The sequence below is a fragment of the Actinosynnema sp. NPDC020468 genome (assembly GCF_040642015.1).
In the GTDB taxonomy this organism is placed as follows: domain Bacteria; phylum Actinomycetota; class Actinomycetes; order Mycobacteriales; family Pseudonocardiaceae; genus Actinosynnema.
The window spans coordinates 1-21,184 of the sequence record NZ_JBFAEO010000074.1; the positions used below are offsets into that span (position 1 = coordinate 1).

General features: G+C 69.2%; 13 protein-coding genes and 1 pseudogene. 9 read left to right on the plus strand and 5 right to left on the minus strand.

The window, feature by feature from the left end; genetic code table 11:
• A pseudogene (locus AB0G50_RS33750) lies at nt 1-123 on the plus strand (S8 family peptidase); the annotation flags it as partial.
• Nucleotides 124-191: 68 nt separating this feature from the next.
• Here AB0G50_RS33750 and AB0G50_RS33755 read toward each other — a convergent pair.
• Both AB0G50_RS33755 and AB0G50_RS33760 read right to left on the minus strand, forming a co-directional pair.
• Nucleotides 192-1,187 (minus strand): LLM class flavin-dependent oxidoreductase, encoded by a 996-nt coding sequence (locus tag AB0G50_RS33755; protein ID WP_360117360.1) that lies wholly within the window; start codon nt 1,185-1,187, stop codon nt 192-194.
• Nucleotides 1,180-3,324: a DHA2 family efflux MFS transporter permease subunit gene (locus AB0G50_RS33760; protein WP_360117363.1), complete on the minus strand. Its 2,145-nt coding sequence runs from the start codon at nt 3,322-3,324 to the stop codon at nt 1,180-1,182. The genes AB0G50_RS33755 and AB0G50_RS33760 overlap by 8 nt, the downstream gene beginning before the upstream one ends.
• A 495-nt stretch (nt 3,325-3,819) precedes the next feature.
• Here AB0G50_RS33760 and AB0G50_RS33765 point away from each other — a divergent pair, with 495 nt between their 5' ends.
• Nucleotides 3,820-4,236 (plus strand): nuclear transport factor 2 family protein, encoded by a 417-nt coding sequence (locus tag AB0G50_RS33765; RefSeq protein WP_360117366.1) that lies wholly within the window; start codon nt 3,820-3,822, stop codon nt 4,234-4,236.
• 317 nt (nt 4,237-4,553) lie between these two features.
• On the plus strand, nt 4,554-5,540 hold the full coding sequence (locus tag AB0G50_RS33770; protein WP_360117369.1) for an LLM class flavin-dependent oxidoreductase: 987 nt from the start codon (nt 4,554-4,556) through the stop codon (nt 5,538-5,540).
• Here the strand turns inward: AB0G50_RS33770 and AB0G50_RS33775 are convergent.
• Nucleotides 5,521-6,027, minus strand: coding sequence for a hypothetical protein (locus AB0G50_RS33775; protein WP_360117372.1), 507 nt, complete (start codon nt 6,025-6,027; stop codon nt 5,521-5,523). The genes AB0G50_RS33770 and AB0G50_RS33775 overlap by 20 nt on opposite strands.
• Nucleotides 6,028-6,143: 116 nt before the next feature.
• Nucleotides 6,144-6,746, minus strand: coding sequence for a helix-turn-helix domain-containing protein (locus tag AB0G50_RS33780; RefSeq protein WP_360117375.1), 603 nt, complete (start codon nt 6,744-6,746; stop codon nt 6,144-6,146).
• 794 nt (nt 6,747-7,540) lie between these two features.
• Here AB0G50_RS33780 and AB0G50_RS33785 point away from each other — a divergent pair.
• Entirely contained in the window at nt 7,541-10,249 is a 2,709-nt protein-coding gene (locus tag AB0G50_RS33785; RefSeq protein ID WP_360117378.1) for a tetratricopeptide repeat protein, read from the plus strand.
• 20 nt (nt 10,250-10,269) lie between these two features.
• On the opposite strand, the gene AB0G50_RS33790 is transcribed toward AB0G50_RS33785, so the two are convergent.
• Nucleotides 10,270-11,190 (minus strand): serine/threonine-protein kinase, encoded by a 921-nt coding sequence (locus AB0G50_RS33790; protein ID WP_360117381.1) that lies wholly within the window; start codon nt 11,188-11,190, stop codon nt 10,270-10,272.
• Between the two features lie 219 nt (nt 11,191-11,409).
• On the opposite strand from AB0G50_RS33790, the gene AB0G50_RS33795 reads away from it, so the two are divergent.
• From AB0G50_RS33795 to AB0G50_RS33815, 5 genes are all read left to right on the plus strand, one after another.
• A complete protein-coding gene (locus tag AB0G50_RS33795; RefSeq protein ID WP_360117384.1) occupies nt 11,410-12,867 on the plus strand; it encodes a PD-(D/E)XK nuclease family protein in 1,458 nt (485 codons plus the stop codon).
• Nucleotides 12,864-13,913: a hypothetical protein gene (locus tag AB0G50_RS33800; protein ID WP_360117387.1), complete on the plus strand. Its 1,050-nt coding sequence runs from the start codon at nt 12,864-12,866 to the stop codon at nt 13,911-13,913. Before AB0G50_RS33795 ends, AB0G50_RS33800 begins: the two co-directional genes overlap by 4 nt.
• A 35-nt stretch (nt 13,914-13,948) precedes the next feature.
• Nucleotides 13,949-17,395 (plus strand): hypothetical protein, encoded by a 3,447-nt coding sequence (locus AB0G50_RS33805; protein ID WP_360117390.1) that lies wholly within the window; start codon nt 13,949-13,951, stop codon nt 17,393-17,395.
• Nucleotides 17,365-20,073 carry a DUF3962 domain-containing protein gene (locus AB0G50_RS33810; protein WP_360117393.1) on the plus strand — a complete coding sequence of 903 codons (2,709 nt, stop codon included), beginning with the start codon at nt 17,365-17,367 and terminating at the stop codon, nt 20,071-20,073. The genes AB0G50_RS33805 and AB0G50_RS33810 overlap by 31 nt, the downstream gene beginning before the upstream one ends.
• Before the next feature lie 469 nt (nt 20,074-20,542).
• Complete coding sequence (locus AB0G50_RS33815; protein ID WP_360117396.1) at nt 20,543-21,112, plus strand: VanZ family protein; 570 nt, start codon at nt 20,543-20,545, stop codon at nt 21,110-21,112.
• The last annotated feature ends 72 nt before the right edge of the window (nt 21,113-21,184 follow it).

A 21,184-nucleotide genomic window follows, 5' to 3' on the forward strand; every position in this document is an offset into this window, starting at 1 on the left:
TCGGCTCGGACGGCAGCGGCACGACCGCCGGCGTCATCTCGGGCGTCGACTGGATCACCGCCAACGCCAAGAAGCCGGCCGTGGCCAACGCGAGCGGGGGCGGGGGGCGGCCCCGCGTCCGCCCGGGGTGGTGGGGAGAGGCGTTCCGTTGATGCCCCTCCCCACCTGCTCTTGTGTTCAGGCGGTGCTCGTCACGACACCGCCTCCGCGAGGATCCGGTAGGACCGCACCCTCTCCTCCGGGTCGTGCACCACGGTGAGCGCCATCAACTCGTCCGCACCGGTGGCCTCCACCAGCTCGGCGACCTTCCGCTTCACCGCGTCCGGCCCCCCGACCACCTGACCCGCGTACCGCTGGTCGGCCATCGCGACCTCCTGCGGCGTCAACACCATCCCGGCCGCCTCGGCAGGCGTCACGAACGCCCCGCGCCGCCCACCCCGCAGCACGGTCGCCAACGTCGACCGCATCGGCCCGAACAACCACCGCGCGCGCTCGTCGGACTCGGCGGCCACCACCATCGCGGCGACGATGGCGTACGGGCGCTCCAGCCGTTCGGACGGCCGGAACGCCTGCCGGTACGCAGCCAACGCGGACGCCGTCAACTCGGGCCGGATGTGGTGCGCGAACGCCAACGGCAACCCCGCCTCGGCCGCCAACCGCACACCGGCCCCACCGGACCCCAGCACCCACACCGGCGTCTCGACCTCGGGCCGGGGCATGGCCGTCAACTCCTCGCCCGGCCCCGCCGGCCGCAACAACCCGGCCACCTCGACCACCTGCCCCGCGAAGTCCTCGACCGTCCCCCCGACCCGCAACGCCAACGCCGCCGCCGAATCCGCGCCGGGCGCCCGCCCGAGCCCGAGATCGATCCGCCCGGGGTACAACGCCTGAAGCGTGGCGAACTGCTCGGCCACGACGAGCGGCACGTGGTTGGCCAACATCACCCCACCCGCGCCCACCCGCAACGTGTCGGTGACGGCGGCGAGGTGGGCGATGAGCACGGCGGGCGACGACGTCGCGGCCGACGGGGTGTTGTGGTGCTCCGCCACCCAGTACCGGCAGTACCCCAACCCCTCGACCGCCCGCGCCAGTGCGACGGACTCCCGCAGCGCCCGCGCCGGCGTCGAGTCGACCCACACGGGCGCGGTGTCCAACACCGACAGCGGCACCCCTCCACGCTCAGGCACAGGCCCGCCCCTTGTCGCCCCGACCGTGGTCGGCGTACGGCGCGGTGGTGCGGTCGACCTCGTGGGTGCACTGTGCCGTCGGGCGCTGGTGATCGGTGCCGAGGTCGGCGGACGCGCGGTCACCGGGGTGCGCTTTCGGCCGCATGGTGCCGACGGCAGTGCTTTCCCGGTCGACGCCGCCTCGATCGACGCCGCCTCGGTCGGGCCGGCGCGCGGCCGCGGGATCCGAGGGCGAGTGCGGCCGGCCGGCGGCGCCGAGGGTGGTGGGCGCAGGCTCGCGGGCGTCGTGTGGTGAGTGCGCGGCCGGCGCGGCAGACGGTCGGCGCGATCGGTCGGACGACCGCGTGGGTTGCCGGTCCCCGCGATCCATCCGCGTGCCCTTCGCTTGTGCCGCTTCGGGTTTCGTGGCCGCGGGCGTGAGGTCTCGGCCGACCCGGTGCGTGGTTTCCGGGCCTGCGGGCGCGCGGTCGGCGGGGTGCGCGGCTCCCGACACGTCGCGGACCGCGGGTGTGTGGCCCTGGCCGGCGGAACGGGTGGCCTTGCGGTCCGTGCCGCTCGCCGGCGGGAGATCGCGGTCGGCCGGGCGCGCCGACGCGGCGTTCGGCGCGTGGTCCTGGTCGGGGATCTCGGGCTTGGTCGGCGGTTTCTCGCGGAGCAGCCAGGCGATGCCGAACGCGGCGAGGGACAGGGCGGTGCACAGCCAGAAGACGGCCTGCACGCCCGTGGACACCGAGTCGCCCAGGGCGCGGCGCAGGTCCGGGGGGAGGGCGCGGGCGGCCGAGGGCGGGAGTTGGCTGCCGCCCGCGACCAGTGCCCGGCCCTGGTCGCCCAGGCGGTGGGTCAGCTCCGTCCGGGTCTGGTCGAGGTAGACCGAGCCCAGCACCGCCACGCCCAGGGACGAGCCCAGGTTGCGCAGGAAGGTGCTCGCGCCCATCGCCGCGCCCATGGTCCGCACCGTCACGCTGTTCTGCGCGATGGTTTGGGTGGGTTGCAGCAGCAGGCCGATGCCGGCACCCAGCACGATCATGAACACCGCGCCCGCCCACGTCGGCGTGTCGACCTCCAGGAACGTGCACAGCGCCATCCCGACGGCCATGACCCCGGTGCCCAGCAGGCAGAACAGCCGGTACCGGGGCACGTGCGGGCTCAGCCAGCCGACCGCGACGTTGGCCGCCAGCACCGCCGCGAGCATCGGCAGCAGCAGCAGTCCGCTGCCGGTCGCCGTCGCGCCCTGCGCCAGTTGCTGGAACTGCGGGAGGTAGGTCAGCGACCCGAACATCGCGAACCCGGCCGCGAACGTCAGCACGCCGGACAGCGCGAAGTTCCGGATCCGGAACAGCGCCGGCGGCATCACCGGCTCGACCGCGGCCCGTTCGACCGCGAGGAAAGCCAGGAACCCGAGCACCGCCACCGCCGCGAGCACCAGGATCGGCCACGAGCCCCAGGCGTACTCGGTGCCGCCCCAGCTCACCACCAGCACCAGCGCGCCGATCCACACCACCAGCAGCGCCACGCCCGGCCAGTCCACGCGGACCGCGCGCCGGGGCACCGGCGGCAGCTTCATGGTCAGCGCGACCACGACCAGCGCCACCAGACCGAGCGGCACGGTGACGTAGAACGCCCAGCGCCAGCTCAGGTGGTCGGTGATCGTGCCGCCGACGAGCGGACCGCCGATCATCGCGATCGGCGTCAGCGCCATCATCAGGCTCGTGTACCGACCTCGGTCCCGCGGCGGCACGACCGCGCCGATGATCGCCGGCACGCCGACCACCAGACCGCCCGCGCCCAGACCCTGCACCGCGCGGTACGCGACGAGCTGCGCCATGTCCGCCGCGAGCCCGCACAGCGCCGAGCCGGCCAGGAACACCGCGATGGCCGCCAGGAACACCGTCTTGCGGTCGAGGAGGTCGCCCAGCTTGCCCCAGATCGGGGTGGACACCGTCATCGCCAGCACGTAGCCCGTGACCACCCACGCCAGGTAGGGCACGCCGCGCAGCTCGCCGACGATGGTGGGCATGGCCGGGCCGACGATCATGTTGTCCAGCTGCGCGAGCAGCAGCGACAGCAGCAGCCCGCTCATGATCAGGGTGAGCCTGCGCCCGGACGGCGCGGTCGGCTCGGCATCGGCGTCGGACATTCCTTCTCCCGGTCGGGACTGGTGCGGGGTGTCGGGTGAGGGGCCGCCGGTAAGCGGAACGCCGGCCCCGATTGCGAGCATACGGAACGTTCCGCGCTTTTGTACATGGGCGGGACCAGTCGATACGCTCTTATGCCCCGATCGGCGGGGTTATTCGTCGATCATGGGGGACCGGGGCGGCAGAAGTCGACGACCGGGCGTGAATGGCCGGATCCCGCGGCAAACTACCGGTCGCCGCTTTTGTGAGCCTTAATTGCCGCCGGGTCCGGTCGGAGCAGTCGGCGGAACCATCGCCGTGCGGGGTCGCCGCGGAGGGGTCGGTCCGTCCGGTCGCGGGTGTCGGTGCAGCTCGGGGCCGGTGCGAGGCCGGTCGGGTGACGGTGGTTGCGAACCGGGGCGCACGCCCCGTATTCTGACCGCGAGGTCGGGCGGCGGGCACGGTGTGGTGTCGCGGACCGCCGGCCCGCGCCGTTCACCATTTCCGGGAGGCCCTCTGTGTCCGCGACCCCGCTGGAAGTCCTCGATCTGCTCATCAAGGCGACCCTGGACAACAGCGCCGAATTCGGCGAGCTGTACGCCGAGGACGCCGTCTACGAATTGCCGTTCGCACCGCCCGGTGTACCGGCGCGGATCGTCGGCGGCGACCGGATCCGGGAATTCCTGAAGGCGTCCGCGGGCGCCTCGCCGATCCGCTTCACCGGCCTGGAGTCGTCCACCACGCACGAGACCACCGACGCCGAGGTGGTCATCTCGGAGTACTCGCTGAACGCCGAGGTCGTCGGCGCGGACAAGAGGTTCGTGCTGCCCTTCGTGCTGGTGCTGCGGGTTCGCGCCGGCCGGATCGAGCACTCCCGCAGCTACGTGAACGTCGCGGTCGTCGGCGAGGCGCTCGCCGACCTGGCCGGAGCCTGAGCCGGGGGGCCGGACAGCAGGGGGCAGCGGTCGTCCGGGGCGCACCCACGCCGAGGGCGATCCGCGTCCGGCCCGATCCCGGCCCGCGGCCGGACCTCGCGACCCTCCGCCCGCCGGGTCGCGAGGTCCGGGCAAGCGGCCCGTCGTCCCGTCCCGCCCCCAGCGCGGCGGGACGACGGCCCGCGCCCGGTGTTTCCGCCGGGCGCGTTTCGAGGCCATCCTTGACGTCGACGGCGCGCCGCGACCGTCCGTGATCAACAGCCAGACGACCGCGAGTCAGCCGATCGTTCGTCGGCCGAGCACCTGGAGCGCGAGCCATGCCGAAGTTGCCCCTGTCCGTCCTGGACACCGTGCCGGTGTTCGCGGGCGCGCCCGTCGGGCGGTCGCTGCACGAGGCGGTCCGGCTGGCCCGCGCGGTGGAGGGGTTGGGGCTGCGCCGGTACTGGGTGGCCGAGCACCACAACACGCCGACGACCGCGACGTCCTCGCCCGCCGTGCTGATCTCCCAGCTCGCGCAGGCGACCGAGGTGCTGCGGATCGGCTCGGGCGGGGTGATGCTGCCCAACCACGCGCCGCTCGTGGTGGCGGAGCAGTTCAACACGCTGTCGGCGTTCCACCCGGGCCGCATCGACCTCGGCGTCGGCCGGGCGCCCGGCGCGGACCCGGAGACGGCGCGGGCGTTGCGGCGCGACCAGGGCGCGGACTTCGGCGCCCAGGTCGAGGAACTGCTGGGCTACCTCGAGCCGGGCGCGCGGGGCGTGGTCGCGGTGCCGCCGGTCGAGAACCCGGCCCCGATGCTGATCCTGGGGTCGAGCGAGTCGAGCGCCGAGCTCGCGGGCAGGCTCGGTCTGGCCTACGCCTTCGCCCACCACATCCGCCCCGACCTCACCGAGCGCGCGCTGTCGATCTACCGGGACGCGTTCGAGCCGTCGGCACGCCGGTTCCGCCCGCACGCCATCGTCGCGGGCATCGCGATCGTGGCGGACACCGACGAGCGCGCGGACGAGCTGTTCGGCCCGCTGCGGCTGGGTTTCCTGCGGCCCGGCGGACCGTTCGCGACCACCGCGCAGGCCGCCGCGCACCCCTGCGGCGAGGGCGAGCGCGCCCGTGCCGACGCCCGGTTCGGCGACCAGCTGATCGGCGGCATCCGGACCGTGCGCGACCGGCTGGACGACCTGGTCCGCCGGGTCCGCCCGGACGAGCTGATGGCGCTGACCGTCGTGGACGGGTTCGCCGACCGGCTGCGCTCCTACGAACTGCTGGCCCGGCTGGTCGACGCGGACGTCACGGCGCGCACAGCGTGATCTTCACCTTGGCCGCCGAGGAGGACTCGACGAGCCACTGCCGGGTGCCGAACGTGCCCAACCAGCGGCCGCTCACGCCGACCGCGGTCAACGTCGTGGTGGCACCCTGGAGCATGGCGGTCTTGTCGGTCACGCCGGACACCTGAACGGTGCCGCCGTCGATGCTGACGACCTCGCGGTAGTAGCTGAGCAGGTGCTGATCGTGCGGCCTCGGCGCCAGGTCCCACGCCTCGCCGGACACGGTGCCGAGCAGCCTGCCCGTCGAGTCGTACAGCACGTCGCTGTAGCTGCCGGTGTCGCCCGGACTCGGTCCCTTGGGTCCGACGTCGTTGTACACCAGGGAGATCACCTTGTCGTCCACCCGGTCGAACACGGTGCACTTCCGCTGCGCGTCGGGCGCCTGCGCGGGCACCGCCGACGCGCCGACGGTCAGCATCGCCGTCAGACACCCCGCGCCGACCAGGCTCCACCGGGACCTCGCGCGCATCCCGAACCCCCACCTCGCGTCGTTCTCCCCGGACCGGTGCCCACGGTCCACCGACGCGCTAAAGCCGGCCTAAACGGCGCCCGGGCGCGCGGGGTGGTCGCGCGCCCGGGCCGCCACTAGACCTGGACCGCGTCGACGTCGGCGTGGTGCCGGAGCCCGTCGGCGGTGATCAGCAGCAACCGCTCGACCAGCTTCTCGTCGTCGCGGCGCATCGCCAGGTGGATCCCCGCGAGCAGGGCGTGCAACTCCTCGAGCGTGAGGTCCGACCGCACCACGCGTTCCTGCTGCGCGCGCCGCATCAACGACTCCAGCTCGCCGTACAGCTCGCGCTTCGCGACCGCGATCCGGTCCTCGAACCCGGCCTGGTCGACGCCCGCCAACGAGTCGGCGAGGGCCTTGTTGCGCATGCCGTGGCGCACGAGCAGGCTCAGCAACTCGAAGAACGCCGTGCCGGGCTCACCGGTGCGGCTGATCTCCTTGGCCTCGGCCACGATCCCGATGATGTGCTCTTGGAGCACGGCCTGGAGCAACGACTCCTTGGTGGGGAAGTGCCGGTGCACGGTCCCGGCCCCGACCCCGGCCCGCCGCGCGATCTCGTCGATGGAGACCGAAGGCCCGTCGGTCGCGAACGCCTCCCGAGCGGTCTCCAACACCTTGGTCCGATTGCGCCGGGCGTCCGCGCGCAACGGCTTCGTGCGAGCGGCTTCGTGCGACGGCATGGGCTCTCCAACCTGCGGGGACATAAACGGGGCGTACCCTCCGAATTATTCGTAACGTCTTTCCTCCGCGCAATGGTCCAGTCGAACCCACCCGCACGCACGCCGGGGTCCCTTAGTGCGCCTTCGGCGCAGTGCTCCGAGGGCTGCCGGACACCTGCCAGTCGAGCAACCGTCGCAGTCGAGATGGCCGGTTCTCTGTGGTGCAACACCGTTCTCGGCGCGCCCGACGGTCCTGTCCCGCCGAGTGCGGCTTCACCGGCGCTCGCGGTGGAGAGAGGCGGCGTGTCGTGACTCGGTCGACCGCCATCTGCCACTGGGGACCCGTAGGGGGCGACTCCACGAAGTCCCAGACACCTGCACGTTCTCCCGTGGTTCCGGAACCGGGTGGATCTGGCGGCCGAGCAACCTCGGCCGCCAGACCTTCAGGCTAGCGGCGGCCTGTCACCCGGCCGTGCCTCCGCGTGGAGCGTCGGCACGCCCCGTGGAGCACGGACGACGGCCGCGTCGCGCCCGGCGTCCGCACGGGCCTGACCGGACGGGAGCCTCCCTTGCGACGGGGTGGCCAGGACACCGTCTTCGTGCCCACGCGGATCGCGCGGACGCAGTCGGGCACTTCTCCGAACATGTTCATCTTGCTTCTCCATTTCTCGACGGTGCTACCGATCGGAATCCGCGAAGGCTCGCACGGACCACTGCCGGCGGCGGGTCGAAGTCTGGCACATCCGCCGGACGTGATTCATCCGGAAAGCGTAAGTGAACCGTAAGCGGTGGATTGGACACCTGCGGGATGCTTGGTGTCGGGAAGCAGCAACGAGTTCGCCGGTCACGTCGATAGGCAGGATATGAATGAGATCCGCGTTCTTCCGTACTTTGCCGTCTTCGATGAGCGGGGTCGGCGCAAGCACATTGCATCCGGGCAGGTGGGAGCTCTGATCACAATGCTCGTGCTCAAACCGGGGCACCGGGTCACGCACGAGGAGGTCGCGCGCCTCTTGTGGCCCGGTCAAGAGGTCGGCGCCACTCGGATCCGAGTGCTGTGCAATCTCATTCGCCAGAAGCTGCCGAACCTCCTGGTGTCCCCCAATCCGCCCTTGGCGGTCGAACTGGACGTCGAGCGGGTCGACCGTGCGAAAGTGGACTACCTGCGTTTCCGAGACTACTGGTCCCAGGCGATGCAGGCTTCCGATGAGAGCCGGGTCGGCCTGCTCAAGCTCGCGCTTGACGAATGGCCGGAGGGGCTGCCGCCGGGTGGCCCTGAACTGCCCTACTCCGACAAAGTGGAACGACAGCGTCTCGACGACGAACACCGTGTTGTGCTGACCTCGTACGCTCGAGCCCTCCGTGACGTGGGCAACGGGGAGGGCTTCTCAGTCCAACTCCAGCGTGGGCTGCGCAGATGGCCTGACGACGAGATCCTGCTCGGACTCGAATCCGGAGGCGGCCGTGAAGGCATCCGCGAGAACGGGCCCCACGGGACGGCCACGGGCCAGGACCTACTGCGAGACTCCGCGTCCGGCAGGCGGCGCCTCCAACAGTTGCCGCTGGGGGGCCGGGACATAGTCGGCCGCACCGATGAGGTGGCAGAGTTGGATCGGTTGCTCAGTCCTTCCGAAGGTAGCTCCTCGGGCATCGTCGTCGTTGTCGGCATGCCGGGCATCGGCAAGACCGAACTGGTCCGGTGCTGGGCTCGACGCAAGGGCCATGCGTTCACCGAAACAGTCCTCTACGCGGACCTGAACGGTTTCGGCCCGGGCGAACCTGCGGACACGACCGAAGTCCTCGCGAGGATGCTCAAGGACGTGGAGGTCGATCCGATACCCGAGACCTTGGAGGGAATGATCACCGCCTTCCGGTCCGCGACGGCGGACCAGGGGAGGTTGGTCGTCCTCGACAACGCCCGCGATGCCAACCACGCGCGGCCTTTGCTGCCGGGGCGCGGTTCGTTGGCTGTGATCACCAGCCGGGACCGGTTGGACGGCCTCCGCTACCGGGACGGGGCAAACACGATCGCGCTCGCTCCACTGGACGTGACGGCGGGTGTCGAACTCCTGGGGACGGATCTGGACGCCGGAGTGTTGCGCGACTTCCGGCCCCATCTGGCGGAGATCACGAAGCTCGTCGGCGGGCTGCCCCTGGCGTTGATGATCGTGGCCGCACGCCTCAGCAAACACGCGAAGGACGCTATCCGAGAGATCCTTGCACTACTGAGAGAGCAGCAGACGCGACTGGACGCGCTCGACCACACCGACCCGACCCTGAACCTTCGGGTTGCGCTCTCCTACTCGACGGAGCGCCTCTCCCCACGAGCAAATCGAGTCTTTCGTGTGCTCGCGTTGTCTCCCGCACCGACCACCAGCAGGGGCGCACTGACCTACATGATGGGCTTCGCGCCCCTCGCGGAGTTGAACGAACTCGTCGAGGCCCACCTGCTCGACGACCCAGAGCACCACCGCTACAAGTTTCACGACCTCGTGAGGGACTACGCGCTCGAACTGAGCGGGTCCGATCCCGCCGAGGAACGTGACGGGCACGTCGAGCGCTTCCTCGAATTCCTGCTCCACAACGCGTGGGCGTGCGACCGGATCCTGGTCCCCGATCGGAGGCTACCGATCGACACCCCGGCCTCGTGCGAGGTCGTGGCACCCGCCTCCCAGGCAGAGGCGATGAGTCGGCTCGACGCCGAGGAGTTGTCGATCACGGCGGCGATCCGTTACGCGGCAGGTCATGGCTTCGACAGGTACGCGTGGCTGTTGACCATGGTGATGGTCACGTACTGGTGGCGGCGTCGCCTGTTCTCCCACGCCGGAGAGATGCTGAGGCAGTTCGCGCTTCCCGCGCTGGAGCGAGCCGGGAGCAGGTCCGACCTGGCCATGGCGCACCGCATGGTGGCCGGGACCTATTGGAACCTGGACAAGCGCGCGCAGGCGCTGACCTACCAGGTGGCGGCAGTCGGGCTGAGCAGGGAATCCGGGGACCGGAGGGGAGAGGCGTACGGACAGACCGGCCTGGCCAACCTGCACTTGGCCGTGAACCGCGCCGACGCCGCGGAGGAGTCCTACCTGGCCGCGCTGGACCTGTTCCGCGATCTCGAGGACCAACTCGGCGAGGCCGACGTGCTCAACGGTCTCGCCGAGGTCAACCACGATCTGAAGCGCTACACCGAGGCGCTCGCCTACGGCACGCGGGCGGCCGAGCTGTTCGAGCGGGAGGGCGACGTCAACGACTACGCCAGCGCGCAGGTGATGCTGGGCCGCATCCACCTGGCGCTCGGACAGAACGGACACGCAGTCGCCCACCTCGACGTCGCTATCGCCAGGTATCGGGAGATCGAGCGCCCAGACCGGGAGAACCGGGCTCTGTTCTACCTCGTCGACTGCCTCCTGGCTGACCGTCGCACCACCGAGGCGCGTGCCGCTCTCCGTCGTGCAGGTGACCTCTGTCGAGAACTGGAGGACGAAGAAGGGGAAGCGGAGGTGGCGCGGCGGCTCGCCGGGATCACCTGAGCCCACCACTCCCGGCCTGCTTACGGGAGGCGGCCGGGGAGGGCCTCTGTCTGGTCCGGATCTTGTGCCCACAGCCAGCGGACGGGGTCCGGTGGACGTCGTCGGGGAGGCTTCGGAGCCTCCGCCTTCGGCAGGAGGCTCCGAAGCACGGCCAGCACCTCGGGAATCCGACGTGGCCGGTGGTCCGGATCCCAGGCGATCATCGCGAGACCGAGCTGTCGCAACGTCGGGTCCATCTGGTCGAGATCGTGCGGCGAGAATGGTTCGGTCTCCACCGGTGCATGCCCGGAGAAGTGCGGATACGGCAGCTTCATGACTGCCATCTCGAAAAGCACGCAGCCCGCAGAGAAGATGTCCGATCGTTCATCGAAGTGCTTGCCCGAACTCAGTTCCGGCGCTACGTAGCCGGGCGTGCCCGTGGGAGAGAAGTCATGGGCGTTGCTCAACTTCTCGGCGAAGCCGACATCAAGGAGGCGAACACGACCGCTCCACTCGACCGAGACGTTCTCGCTCTTGACGTCCCGATGCGCATAACCACGTTCATGCATGCAGGCGAGCGTGCCGCACACCTGCGCGAGGACAGCCGCGATGCTTGGGGTGTCCACCGGGGTCCGATCCTCGATGAACTTGGCCAGCAAAGGCCCTTCGATCCGTTCCATGACAAAGAAGTGGCGGCCCATGAACTCGGCGCCTTCCTCCGCCACGACAAGTCCCGGTACCTCGGAAAGCTCCGCCCCGACCTCTTTCTCGTACACCAGTGCGGCGCCGTCCTGCGAGTAGGTTCCGGTCCTCACAAAAGGTAGCCTCGGTGCCTGGATCTTCATGGCGAGGTTCCTGCCCGAGTGGATGTCGCGCACCGCGTAGACCTGCCCACCTCCACCTTCGCCCAGCTTTCGGCCGACTCGAAACCGTCCCGACACCAGGGTGTTTTCGACAACCATGCCCATACTTTCGCCGCGACCGGCACCTGTCGGACGACAGAGCCGCCGGAACACTACTACAGGAGGTCAATTTCGGTGTCGACACTGCAGCCGCACGAAGGAGTGAGCGGAGATCCGGCTCTGGTCAGGGTTTCGGTGGGGATGCTTGGACCACCACAATACCGGTGCCCGGTGCGTGATTCATTGGCGGCTCGCCCCGGGTATCGCTCGGCGAGTACGGTGAAACGCATCCCCGAAGTCCTCGAACACTTCACCAACGGCCCGTTCATGGATGTCCTGGATCTGGTGGAGCACGCCAGGCTGTCGATCGAGGATGCAACCGCCAGAATCGACGCGCGCAGGCAGACGCGAGGTGTCCTGCACGACGGTCTCCGCCGATGGACCGAGCACGCCGTGACCGGCTACCTTGCCGCGTTCTCCGATCACCTCGATATGCGGCCGGTGCGTCGCCGGTGGATGTACGACTTCCGTCTGGCGGCGCCGGACGCGAGAGGTGCCGAGCGGTACCAGATCACGGTGTGGGGTCGCTGCTACACCTCTGCCGACGGCCGCTTGCGCGAGTTGCGCCTGGTGGTCAACCGGGTGCGTGCCCGCGCTCGGACGGAGGCCGAGATCGCCGTCGCCGCACTCGTACTGGCATCGGCTGATGGCGATGTGGTCCCGGAACATGTGCGGATCAGGCAGTTCGGCATCCTTGAGGGAGAGTTCGACACCCTGTTCGACGGATCCCGGCAGGCCGCACTCGACCTGTACCAGGTGGCGGGCCGCGTCGCGTTGGCCGAGATCGTGGACGGCAAGCGGGACGGACCGGATCACGTGTCCTACCGTCCGGGAACCGCATGCGTGGATTGCCCCTTCTCCGCGACGTGCCGGGCGCTTGTCCGCGTACCAGGATTGCTCGGCCTCGACTCACCGCGCAGGCCGAGGCGGAGTTGGTCTCCGACGAGTGCGCGGAGCTATTCGGTGTGCCCTGCCCGCCAACACATGCGAACCCATCGACTTCCTGCGGACGGCGCTCTCGAACACAGTCCGGCTGCTGAACGCGGCAGAGCGGTGCACAGGTACCTGGAGGCGAAGCACTCGGGGCTTAATGCCGCCCCTTGCACCCCTTACGTGCCCCGGGACTGGGTTCCGGACGGCTACGAACTCTCCGAGACGGATCGCGAACTCGGCGCGCAACTCGTCAGACAGCACTCCGAGGTGTGCGCCCTCTCGATCGCGAGCGGACACGGGGCGGTCCGTGTCGAGCCCGACCTGGTTTACGAGGACGCGAACGCGAACGTCGTCGTGCTGGTCAAGCCCGATCTCCTGTACCGGGACGGGCGCGAGTGGATCTGGCGGGAGGTGAAGACCTCCGTGTGGGAACGCCGGCAGGTTCCGAACTGGTTCGCCACCTACCCGCAACTGGCCCTGGCGGTCGTGCTCGTCGCACGTGGGGCACTGGGTGGGGGAGGGCGGGTCGAACTCGAAGTGCTTCGTCCCAAGGGGGTCGAACTGATCACCTTCGACCCGTACACACCGCAGGTCCGAGCCGCCGCGGAACAGGCAGTTCTCGATCACGTCCATCCGTGGCACGCGGACAACCTCTTCGCGGCCGCGCCCGGCAAGCACTGCGGCACGTGCGAGGTGTCCCGCTGGTGCTCCTTCCGCGACGAGTCCGCGGTGGAGAAGCGATGAGCGAGGCGACCAACACCGCAGCGGAAGGAAGTGCGATCTTCCGGAGTTTGGCCACCGGGATTTGGGCACTGTCCCTGAAGGAGCACGTCTCTTCGATCAAACTTCCCTATCCGGCCGCAGCGCAGCTCGCGCTCGACCGACTGGTGCTCCACTGCGCTGCGCGGCAAGAGCAGTACCCGTCGTCGGTTCCCGAACTCGTCGCCTGGTGCGCCGAGCGATCGGCATCGGAATGGCCATTCCCCGTTGGCCCGAACATGGCGCTTCCCGCAGCTCGCCTGGTCGATGAAGCCACCAGGATGCGTACCCGCACCTGCGCCGAACTCGCGGTGGACGACGGTGCTCCGATCCTCGACGCCCAGGCAGACTCGGTCATGAACGATCTGGGTACTGAGCCGATCGGCGTGGGGAAGCGGGAATTCCTGATCGACCACGTCGTGATCGACCGCAGTGGACACCGCCGGATGCTCGCCACCGAGCCGTTGTCCGCACAGAGGTTCAAGGGGTTGAAGTACCTGTACGGCCCGCCACCGGACGCGTGGGTGGTGGAGGGGCGGGTGCACCAGTGCTCGACGTGCGGCCTGCTCGCGCTGCCCACCAACCACAAACAGGCCAGAACAGCCTGGTGTGAAGCCGAAACCTGCCCGCGGGACACTCCCTTGAGCACTTCGTACGACGCCTCGAACGTACAGGTGCTGCGAACCCCGTTGCGGCTGCTCGTCGCGTTGCCGGGGCGGACCGAGCGCATCGCGCTGCGCACACTGCGGGCAGCGGGATTCCTGGTGCGTCCTGTTGGCGCCGTGCTCGGCAACTACCTGGTCAGCGGCCGCGGTGAACCCGATCGTCGTATGCGCGTGTACGACCGGATGCAGCCAGGCCCCCTCGCGGAACGCGCGCTGGTGGACAGGGTCTCGCTGGTTGTCGTGCCGGAGCAACTGCTCACCACTCAGGCCGGTTATCGGGACGGATTCGACGCGGCGTTGCCGCCGGGGGCGGACGTCCGCCTCGTCTCGGCCACGGACATCGCCACCGCGGCACATGCAGGCTGAAATCGGAAGGAAGACTTATGCGTACGTGGGCGCCAGTGCTCGAACCGGTCACCAGGAAATTGCAGGATGCCGGTGGCCTCAGTAGTTCACAGTTGCAGGAGTTCTGCGAGGTCGAGTTCGGCCTGTACCTGCACCGGAAGCTGATGCCGACCGCCCCGGCGATCGCCGCGTGGGCCCTGTTCAGCGGCTACCCCTTCGCCTCGGCGCGCGGCTTGGTCCCCGACGCGGACACCACGCGGATGTTGCGCTCCGCCCGGTACGTCCTGTGGACGCTCCGCCGGCGCAACACCTGGGCCGAAGCACTCGCGAACTACCAGTCGATGGACCCGTTGTTGCGGTGGTACGACGTTCCGACCGTCGACGACGCGCCCAAGTTCGGGCACTCGGTGATCGCCATGGACCGTGAACAGCACTACGAGAGGTTGCTGCGACAGGGTCCGCCGCTCACCGGCTCGCCGCTGGACACCGCGACGTCCGGCCTGCACCGCTTCGCGGTGGGACGAAGCACCGCGACCGTGCGGATCCCGGAGACGAAGACGCTACCCCGACCACAGTGCTATGCGCTCGGCACTCCGGCCCGAAACAGGGGAAAGCCCGTCGAGGTGGACTGGGACGCACTCGTGCGGACCGCCAAGGATATGGACAAGGTGAAGTTCGCGAACTGGGAGTGCCGCCTTCTCCGGATCGACCTCTCGGTCGCCTCCGAGGCGGGGTTCACGCGGGACACGCGGTTCACCGTCAACCACATCCAGCACCTGCTGGGAATCGTCAACGCAGGTAAGAGCACGTTGCGCGACGTCCTGACGGTCCACCTCGCGGCAAGGGAGAACCTACGGGTCACCGTGGTGATCACCGATGTCGCGGAGACGCTGAAGTCGGTCCACAGGTACAACACCTACGTTCCCGCGTTGCGGAAGCAGTACCGGACTTCCGGTGTTGAGCCGCTCCCGATCGCCGCAGCCCCCATCCTCGGTGCTTCAGGTAAGCAGCGGCACGCGCAGCGTCTTCATCGAAGGCTCGCCGGACGGGGTGAACGTAACCTGTTGGCCCACAACGAACCGGGATTCGCGTATCTCAGCACGTCCTGTGCGCTCAACGCGCTCCGCGCCGACACCGAGGACGTCCTCGCGTTCAACGAGGCCCCGTGCACTCGGCTCGCACCTCGTCGCCCACCGCGACCCACCGAGGACGGGTCGTCACCGTGGAGGCGGAAACTGGTGGGTTGTCCGTACTGGGGCGCGTGTCCGCGGCACAACAGCTCCCGGCTCTTGGTCGACGCCGACATCTGGGTGGGCACTCCGGCGGCTCTCGTGGACTCGGCGGTCCCGTGGCAGCAGAGCGCGGAACGGGTGCGCTACATCGAGCTGGCTTGTCGGCGCAGCGACCTGGTCATCGTCGACGAGGCGGACTACGTCCAGATGAACCTCGACCGGATGTTCGCCCCCGCGGTCCCGCTCGTCGGCGGCGGTGAGGGCAGGTCCTTGCTGGACGAGGTGACCGAGCACAAAGGGCGGGAGCTGTCTGAGGGTGCTCGCCGACAGCTCTCCGATCGTGATGTCGAGGACTGGTCGGCGGCGGTGAACACGGTGGTGTCAGCGACTGATCGCCTGTACGCGAAGCTCGTCCGCGACCCGAAGCTGCGTGACTGGGTGAAGATCGGTTACTTCAGTGCCTGGACCCTGCAGTTGAGGTTGGTCGAGGAACGGTACCCCGACCCGGACGCGCCGACGGAGGAGTTGCGAGCTCGGGACGCGTTGACCGGCGAGTTGGACAGGTTCAGGGACAACCCGTTCGGCGATCGCGGCCGGCCGGTGGTGCGACGACTCACCGGCGTGGTCAACGAGGTGCTCAACACCGGCTACCAATCCGCCACCCGCCGAAAGGTCAAGGAAGCGCTCATCGATCTGTTCGACCTCGAGCCGGTGCTTCGGAAGAAGAGGAAGGAGCGCGCCGAGGCGCTGTCCGGTCCGTCCGCCAAGAAGGCCAAGAAGCCCAAGAAGCCGTTGCCCACGCCGGAGGAGTGGCTGGATGACATGGTCCGGCGCTTCGAGTTCACGCTCGTGCTCTCCGCCCTCGAGCCCAAGCTCGCGCTGATGAACGCCATGTGGCCGCGGGTCGAGTCCGTGCTGAAGCTCGGCTTCAACGAGATGTACCAGCGTCCACCCGACTACGGGCCGATCGTGCCCGAAGCACCCATGGGCAACGTCCTCGGGTTCCAGTTCATCGTCGACGGCCCTGCCGAGGGCAATGTGCAGAGCGGTGAGTTGCGCTACTTCCGGTGCAGTGGCGTCGGAAGGGAACTCCTCCGCTCCTTGAGCGACCTGCCGGAGGTCGACGGCCTGCCGGGCACGAACGTCCTTCTCATGTCCGGCAGCAGTTGGGCCGGGAAATCGAGCCGGTACCACATCCAGGTGCCGGTCGGCGTCATCATCGAACCGAAGAACAGGGAAATCCGACGGATCGCGGACGAGAGCACGATGCGATTCGAGTTCGTGCTCGGACCAAAAGGGGCGGTCCAGGTGTCCGGGGCCGACCTGGAAGATCGCCCGGAGGTTTTGCGACGCATCGCCCAGTGGCTCGGGGATCTCGACGGAGACCGGCCGAGTCCGTTGCAACGGGAGTTGCTCGAACTGGCCGAGCCGCGGCGGCGGATCCTGCTGCTGGTCGGCAGCTACCTCGAAGCCGCGCTGGTCGCCGACACGTTGCACAACCTGCGTGACCGGTGGAAGGGGCGGGTGTTGCGACTCGTGTCGGACGACGACGAAGTCGAGTTCGCCACGTCGTTGATCGAGGACGGCCAGCACGCCGGGGTCCTGCGCCGCGGCGACGTCGAGAGCCTGCACGAAACCGATGCCGAGATCCTGGTCGCACCCTTGTTGGCGGTCGAACGAGGACACAACATCCTCAACGAGGAGGGCACGGCAGCGATCGGCTCGGTGTACTTCCTCGCACGGCCCAACCCCCGCCCGGACGATCTTGGACTGGCGGTGCACACGGTCAACGACTGGATCACCCGGGCTGTTTCCTCGGGTGAGTTCGGCAAGTGGGTCCGTGATGCCGCGAGCCTGGACGAGGGTGCGGGCGACGTCCGGACGCGCGCGCGGTCGGAGTGGTACCGGGCGTTGGCCAGGAGCCTGGCGTGGAGCAGGCTCGGCGACGATCGGGAAGCGGTGACCTGGGACCTGCTGGTCCTCATCTGGCAGGTGATCGGCAGGCTGGTGCGCGGCGGCGTGCCCGCGAGAGTCGTCTTCGTCGACGCGGCTTTCGCCCCGAACACCGCGGCCCGAACCGACGATGCCGAGGACCAGATCGGCGATTCTCCCGAAACCAGTCTGCTGCACAGCATCGTCCAGGTGCTACGGCCCTACTTCGGCGGTGCGGCAGAGGTCACGGCGCACGATCGCAAGATCGTGACGGCGCTCTACCTCCCGCTCTGGAAGTCCCTGACCGCATGTCTGGACCTCGACGACGAAGGGGCGTGACCGTGTACGACTTGCTCAGGGTTTGTGCGTACGAACCGGATCCCGACCACGGCCCGTGGATCGAGGACTTGCAGGTCATGACGTTCGCCGAGCGGTGGAAGAGCGAGCTGATGAGCCTCTACGCGCTGGGCTGGCGCAGCCGCGAACCGATCACCGGGTTGCCGGTGCGCAAGCTCAACTCCCTGTTGAGGGCGGCCGCGCCCGGCGTGGTCGCCACCGGCCGCGGTGCCACTTCCGACCCGACGGTACCGTGGATCTACGCACGCGACCGGCCTCCCGCAGAACTGGTGCACCCCCTGTTCCTGTCCTGGGTGATGAGCCTGCGCCCGGAACCCGAGCACGAAGCGGCGCTGGCGCGCGTGCTCGGCTCGATCGGTGACACCACCCCGCTCTGGACCCCCGAGGCGGTCGACCTCACCGCGACCATGGTCTCGCTCGGTGGGACCGGAAAACCGGACCGCAGGCTCTACGGACTGCTGCCGGAACTCCTCGCCACCAGACTGGCGGCCCGTTCCTACCGTCCCGTGGACGTGGTCGCCGATACCGCGTTCCGCGTGGTGAGCACCGAGCAGGGGGCCGAACTCGTGTCCTGGCCGCCGTACCAGTACACCCGTGCCCGGCGGCCCGCCCACTACTCCGCGGTCATCAAGATCACCTTGCACACCACGGCGTTCATGCCGAACCTCCGGGTGCACGTCTCCTATGGGATACGGCGTTGGGCAACCGCGACACCGGTTCGCATTCCGGACGGACGCGCGGCGACCGTGCTCTTCGACGTCCCGGTGCCGTGGGACGAAGGGGAGACGCGATCGACGCACTTGATCGGCAACTCCATCAGGTTCGAGCCGCGGCTCGGCCGGCGGGTGTGGCGGCGGCACAGCGCGGTCGACCTGTTGCCCGACGTCGACATCGTCCGCACCTACCCGAAGCCCGAGGACATCGGCCTCGCCCCGGAGACCTGGTTGCGTGGCCAGTCGGGAATCGCCGCCGGAGTCGTGCACAGCACGGTCATGGGGCCGCACAAGATCGGTACCGGGTTGTCCCCTGTGGAACGTGAGCACCTGGACAACTGGATCGCCGACGGGTTGAGGCCGATGTTCCGGAGGGTGTCCGACTCCAGGCGGGTGCCGGAGGCCACCAAGCCCAGCCTGCTTCCCAAGGTGCCGCGGGACAAGCCGCACGAGCGTGCAGCCGTGGAAAGGCGCGCCGTCGAGTCCCGTCGACGCGCCCTGGTCGCGGCGCTCGCGGGTGAACCGCTGCGTATCGACATCGTGTGGCAGTTGCCCGAGACCAGGACAAGGTTGCTCGAAGAGCTCGCGACCCTGTTGGGTCTTCCGAACTCACAGGTCGCCGAGGAACCGGTGCAGGAGTGGGTGTTGGGTCCGTTGCGGGTGCTCATCCACACCGTACGAATCCTTGACCTCGGAAGCCCGCTCGACGTCGAGGGGAAGGATCCCCGCGCGGTGAGCGAGGCGGTCCGGGCCCGTCGTGTGGCGGTGGCGGCCCGGTTCGACCGCGTGCCGGAGGGGCCGGCTTTGGCTCTGGTCGAGATCTTGGGCGAAAGCCGGTTCGGCAAGGCCGACACCGACCCGAAGTTCGCGCTGCGGCTGGGGTTCGCCGATGTCGGAAGGGTCAGCCAGTTCATCCAGGCGCAGGAGGACGGCGTGCCGGACCTGGACGCGCGAGCCAAGTGGACGTGGCTCGACGGCTTTCGACAACTCGGTGCGGTGCCGGTGCCGCCGGGTCTCACACCCGCCGAACCGGACGCGGACCTCCAGTACGTGGCGCTTTGGGTCGTGCGACGCAAGGAACGCGGTGCCGTGCGTCGCGTTCGGCAGCACCTCGTCGCGGTCCGGATCAGGCCCGGCGACACCACTCATCCCATCTGTGGCTGGGATGACGCCCGAAAGGCGTGGGTGCCCTATTCCGAACTGCTCCTCGCGCTGAGCCGGGACGTGGACGTCGCTTACGACGACACAGGACGGCCCACGCCCGAAGCCACGTACGCGGAGCATCGGGACAGAGTGCAGCGCCGGGTCAGGTCGATCCTCTACCAGACGCGCGATCGGCCGACCTTGTTGCTGGCGAACTCCGCGAACATCAGGGATTCCTGGCCGGAGATCGGCAACGGGGCACTGGTGAAGGACATGATCGCCTTCTCCGATGAGCCCGCGCAACGGATCGCCGTCTACGGCGCCGACCTGCGGATCGTGCTCGTCCGGGACCGGAACAGCCGGGAAGAGGTCCCGCAGTGGTACGCCGTGGACCCCGGCAAGGGCAAGACGGGCTTCGCTCTCGGCCTATGGGAAGAGGATCGGGCGGACGTGGACAACAGGGTGTTCGCGAGTACTGCGGACATGCCGAGGAACAACCCGAAGGTACCGCGAGGGTTGGCGAAGTTGGGGCCGAACCCGAACTGGCCCCTCGGTCCCACGAAGAGCGTGTGGAATCCGCAGTACCTGGAACTCGTGGTGCTCGGCTGCCTGTCCGCCGACGCCTTGGAACTCGCCGGCCGATCGGAGATCGTCCCCGACGAGCCGGGCACTTGGGCGGGCATCACCCACCGGCTGCGGTTCCACGACGACTACGACCCGCTGGCACGCCCGCTGCCCATGCACTTGGCGAAGCTCGCGGAGGAGTACATCCTGCCGCGTGAAGACTCGGGTGCCGACGACTAGCGGGCAATTGCAGGTGGAGGCCTTCTATACCCACACCTGGGCAGGCTCCCAGGTGTGGGTGCCGAAGGCCTCCTGACCCGTGGTGCGGCCCGGTCCAACCTGCTCGGCGGTCGGCCTCGCCTCGATCGGCGACCATTCCGGCGTCATCGGGTGCGTCTCAAGTACCTGCTCCCGCAGTGTGAGGGAACGGACGCAACGCGGGTCGTCGCGCACGCCGAGGCGTTGTTCCGCTGACGGACGACAGACTAGGTGGCCGCACGGTCAGAGCTGTTCTTGATGGCTCCCCGACTGGTTGCGGATCCGCCAGGTTCCGGATATCGCGGGCGTATCGGAATCCGCATACGCGAGGGCAACGGCCGAGGGTGTTGAGTGCGCGAGTGGACCGGGCCGTCCCGCCCGTCCGGATCGTGGTGCGACACCATCGTGCCGACGCGCGGGTACCGCGGGTCGGGGAGGAAGTGGAGGACGCGTGCTCGTCAGGTGGCAGGACTGGGTCGGCACCGAAACCGGCGTCATCGTGTCGACAGTGCTCTTGCTGCCGTTGACGGTGCCCGCCGTCTGGCTGTTGGCGTGGCGTCGGCGGACTCGGGGCGTGGCGTCGCCGTGGCGCCGGTCCCTGGCCGAGGTCGGCCTCGTCTACGGGACCGTGCCGTGGGTGTGGTTGACCCTGATGCCGGGCGAGAACCCCGGTGTCGCGCCCAGCCGGGTGATCCTGGTGCCGTTCCAGGACCTGCTCACGGTGGACCTGGGCCAGGTCGTCGGCAACCTCCTGGTGTTCGCGGCGCTCGGGTTCTTCGCCCCGTTGCGGTTCCCGGCGTTGGCGTCGGCGTGGCGGGTGGGGGTGTTCGCGGCGGGGTGCTCGGCGCTGATCGAGACCTTGCAGTACGTCCTCCAGCTCGACCGGGTGTCCTCTGTGGACGATGTGCTCCTCAACGCCGCGGGCGCCTGGCTCGCCGCCCTCGCCTCGTACCGCTGGTGGATCCGCCGGACCGAGGCGCCGGCGGAGCAGGTGCCGGTGAGCACGACGGCGGGTCGCTGAACCGGCGGGGTGCGCGCCCCCGTTGCGGGGCGGCTGCGGCATTCGGGTAGTCCGCACGACCGGGGCCGGACG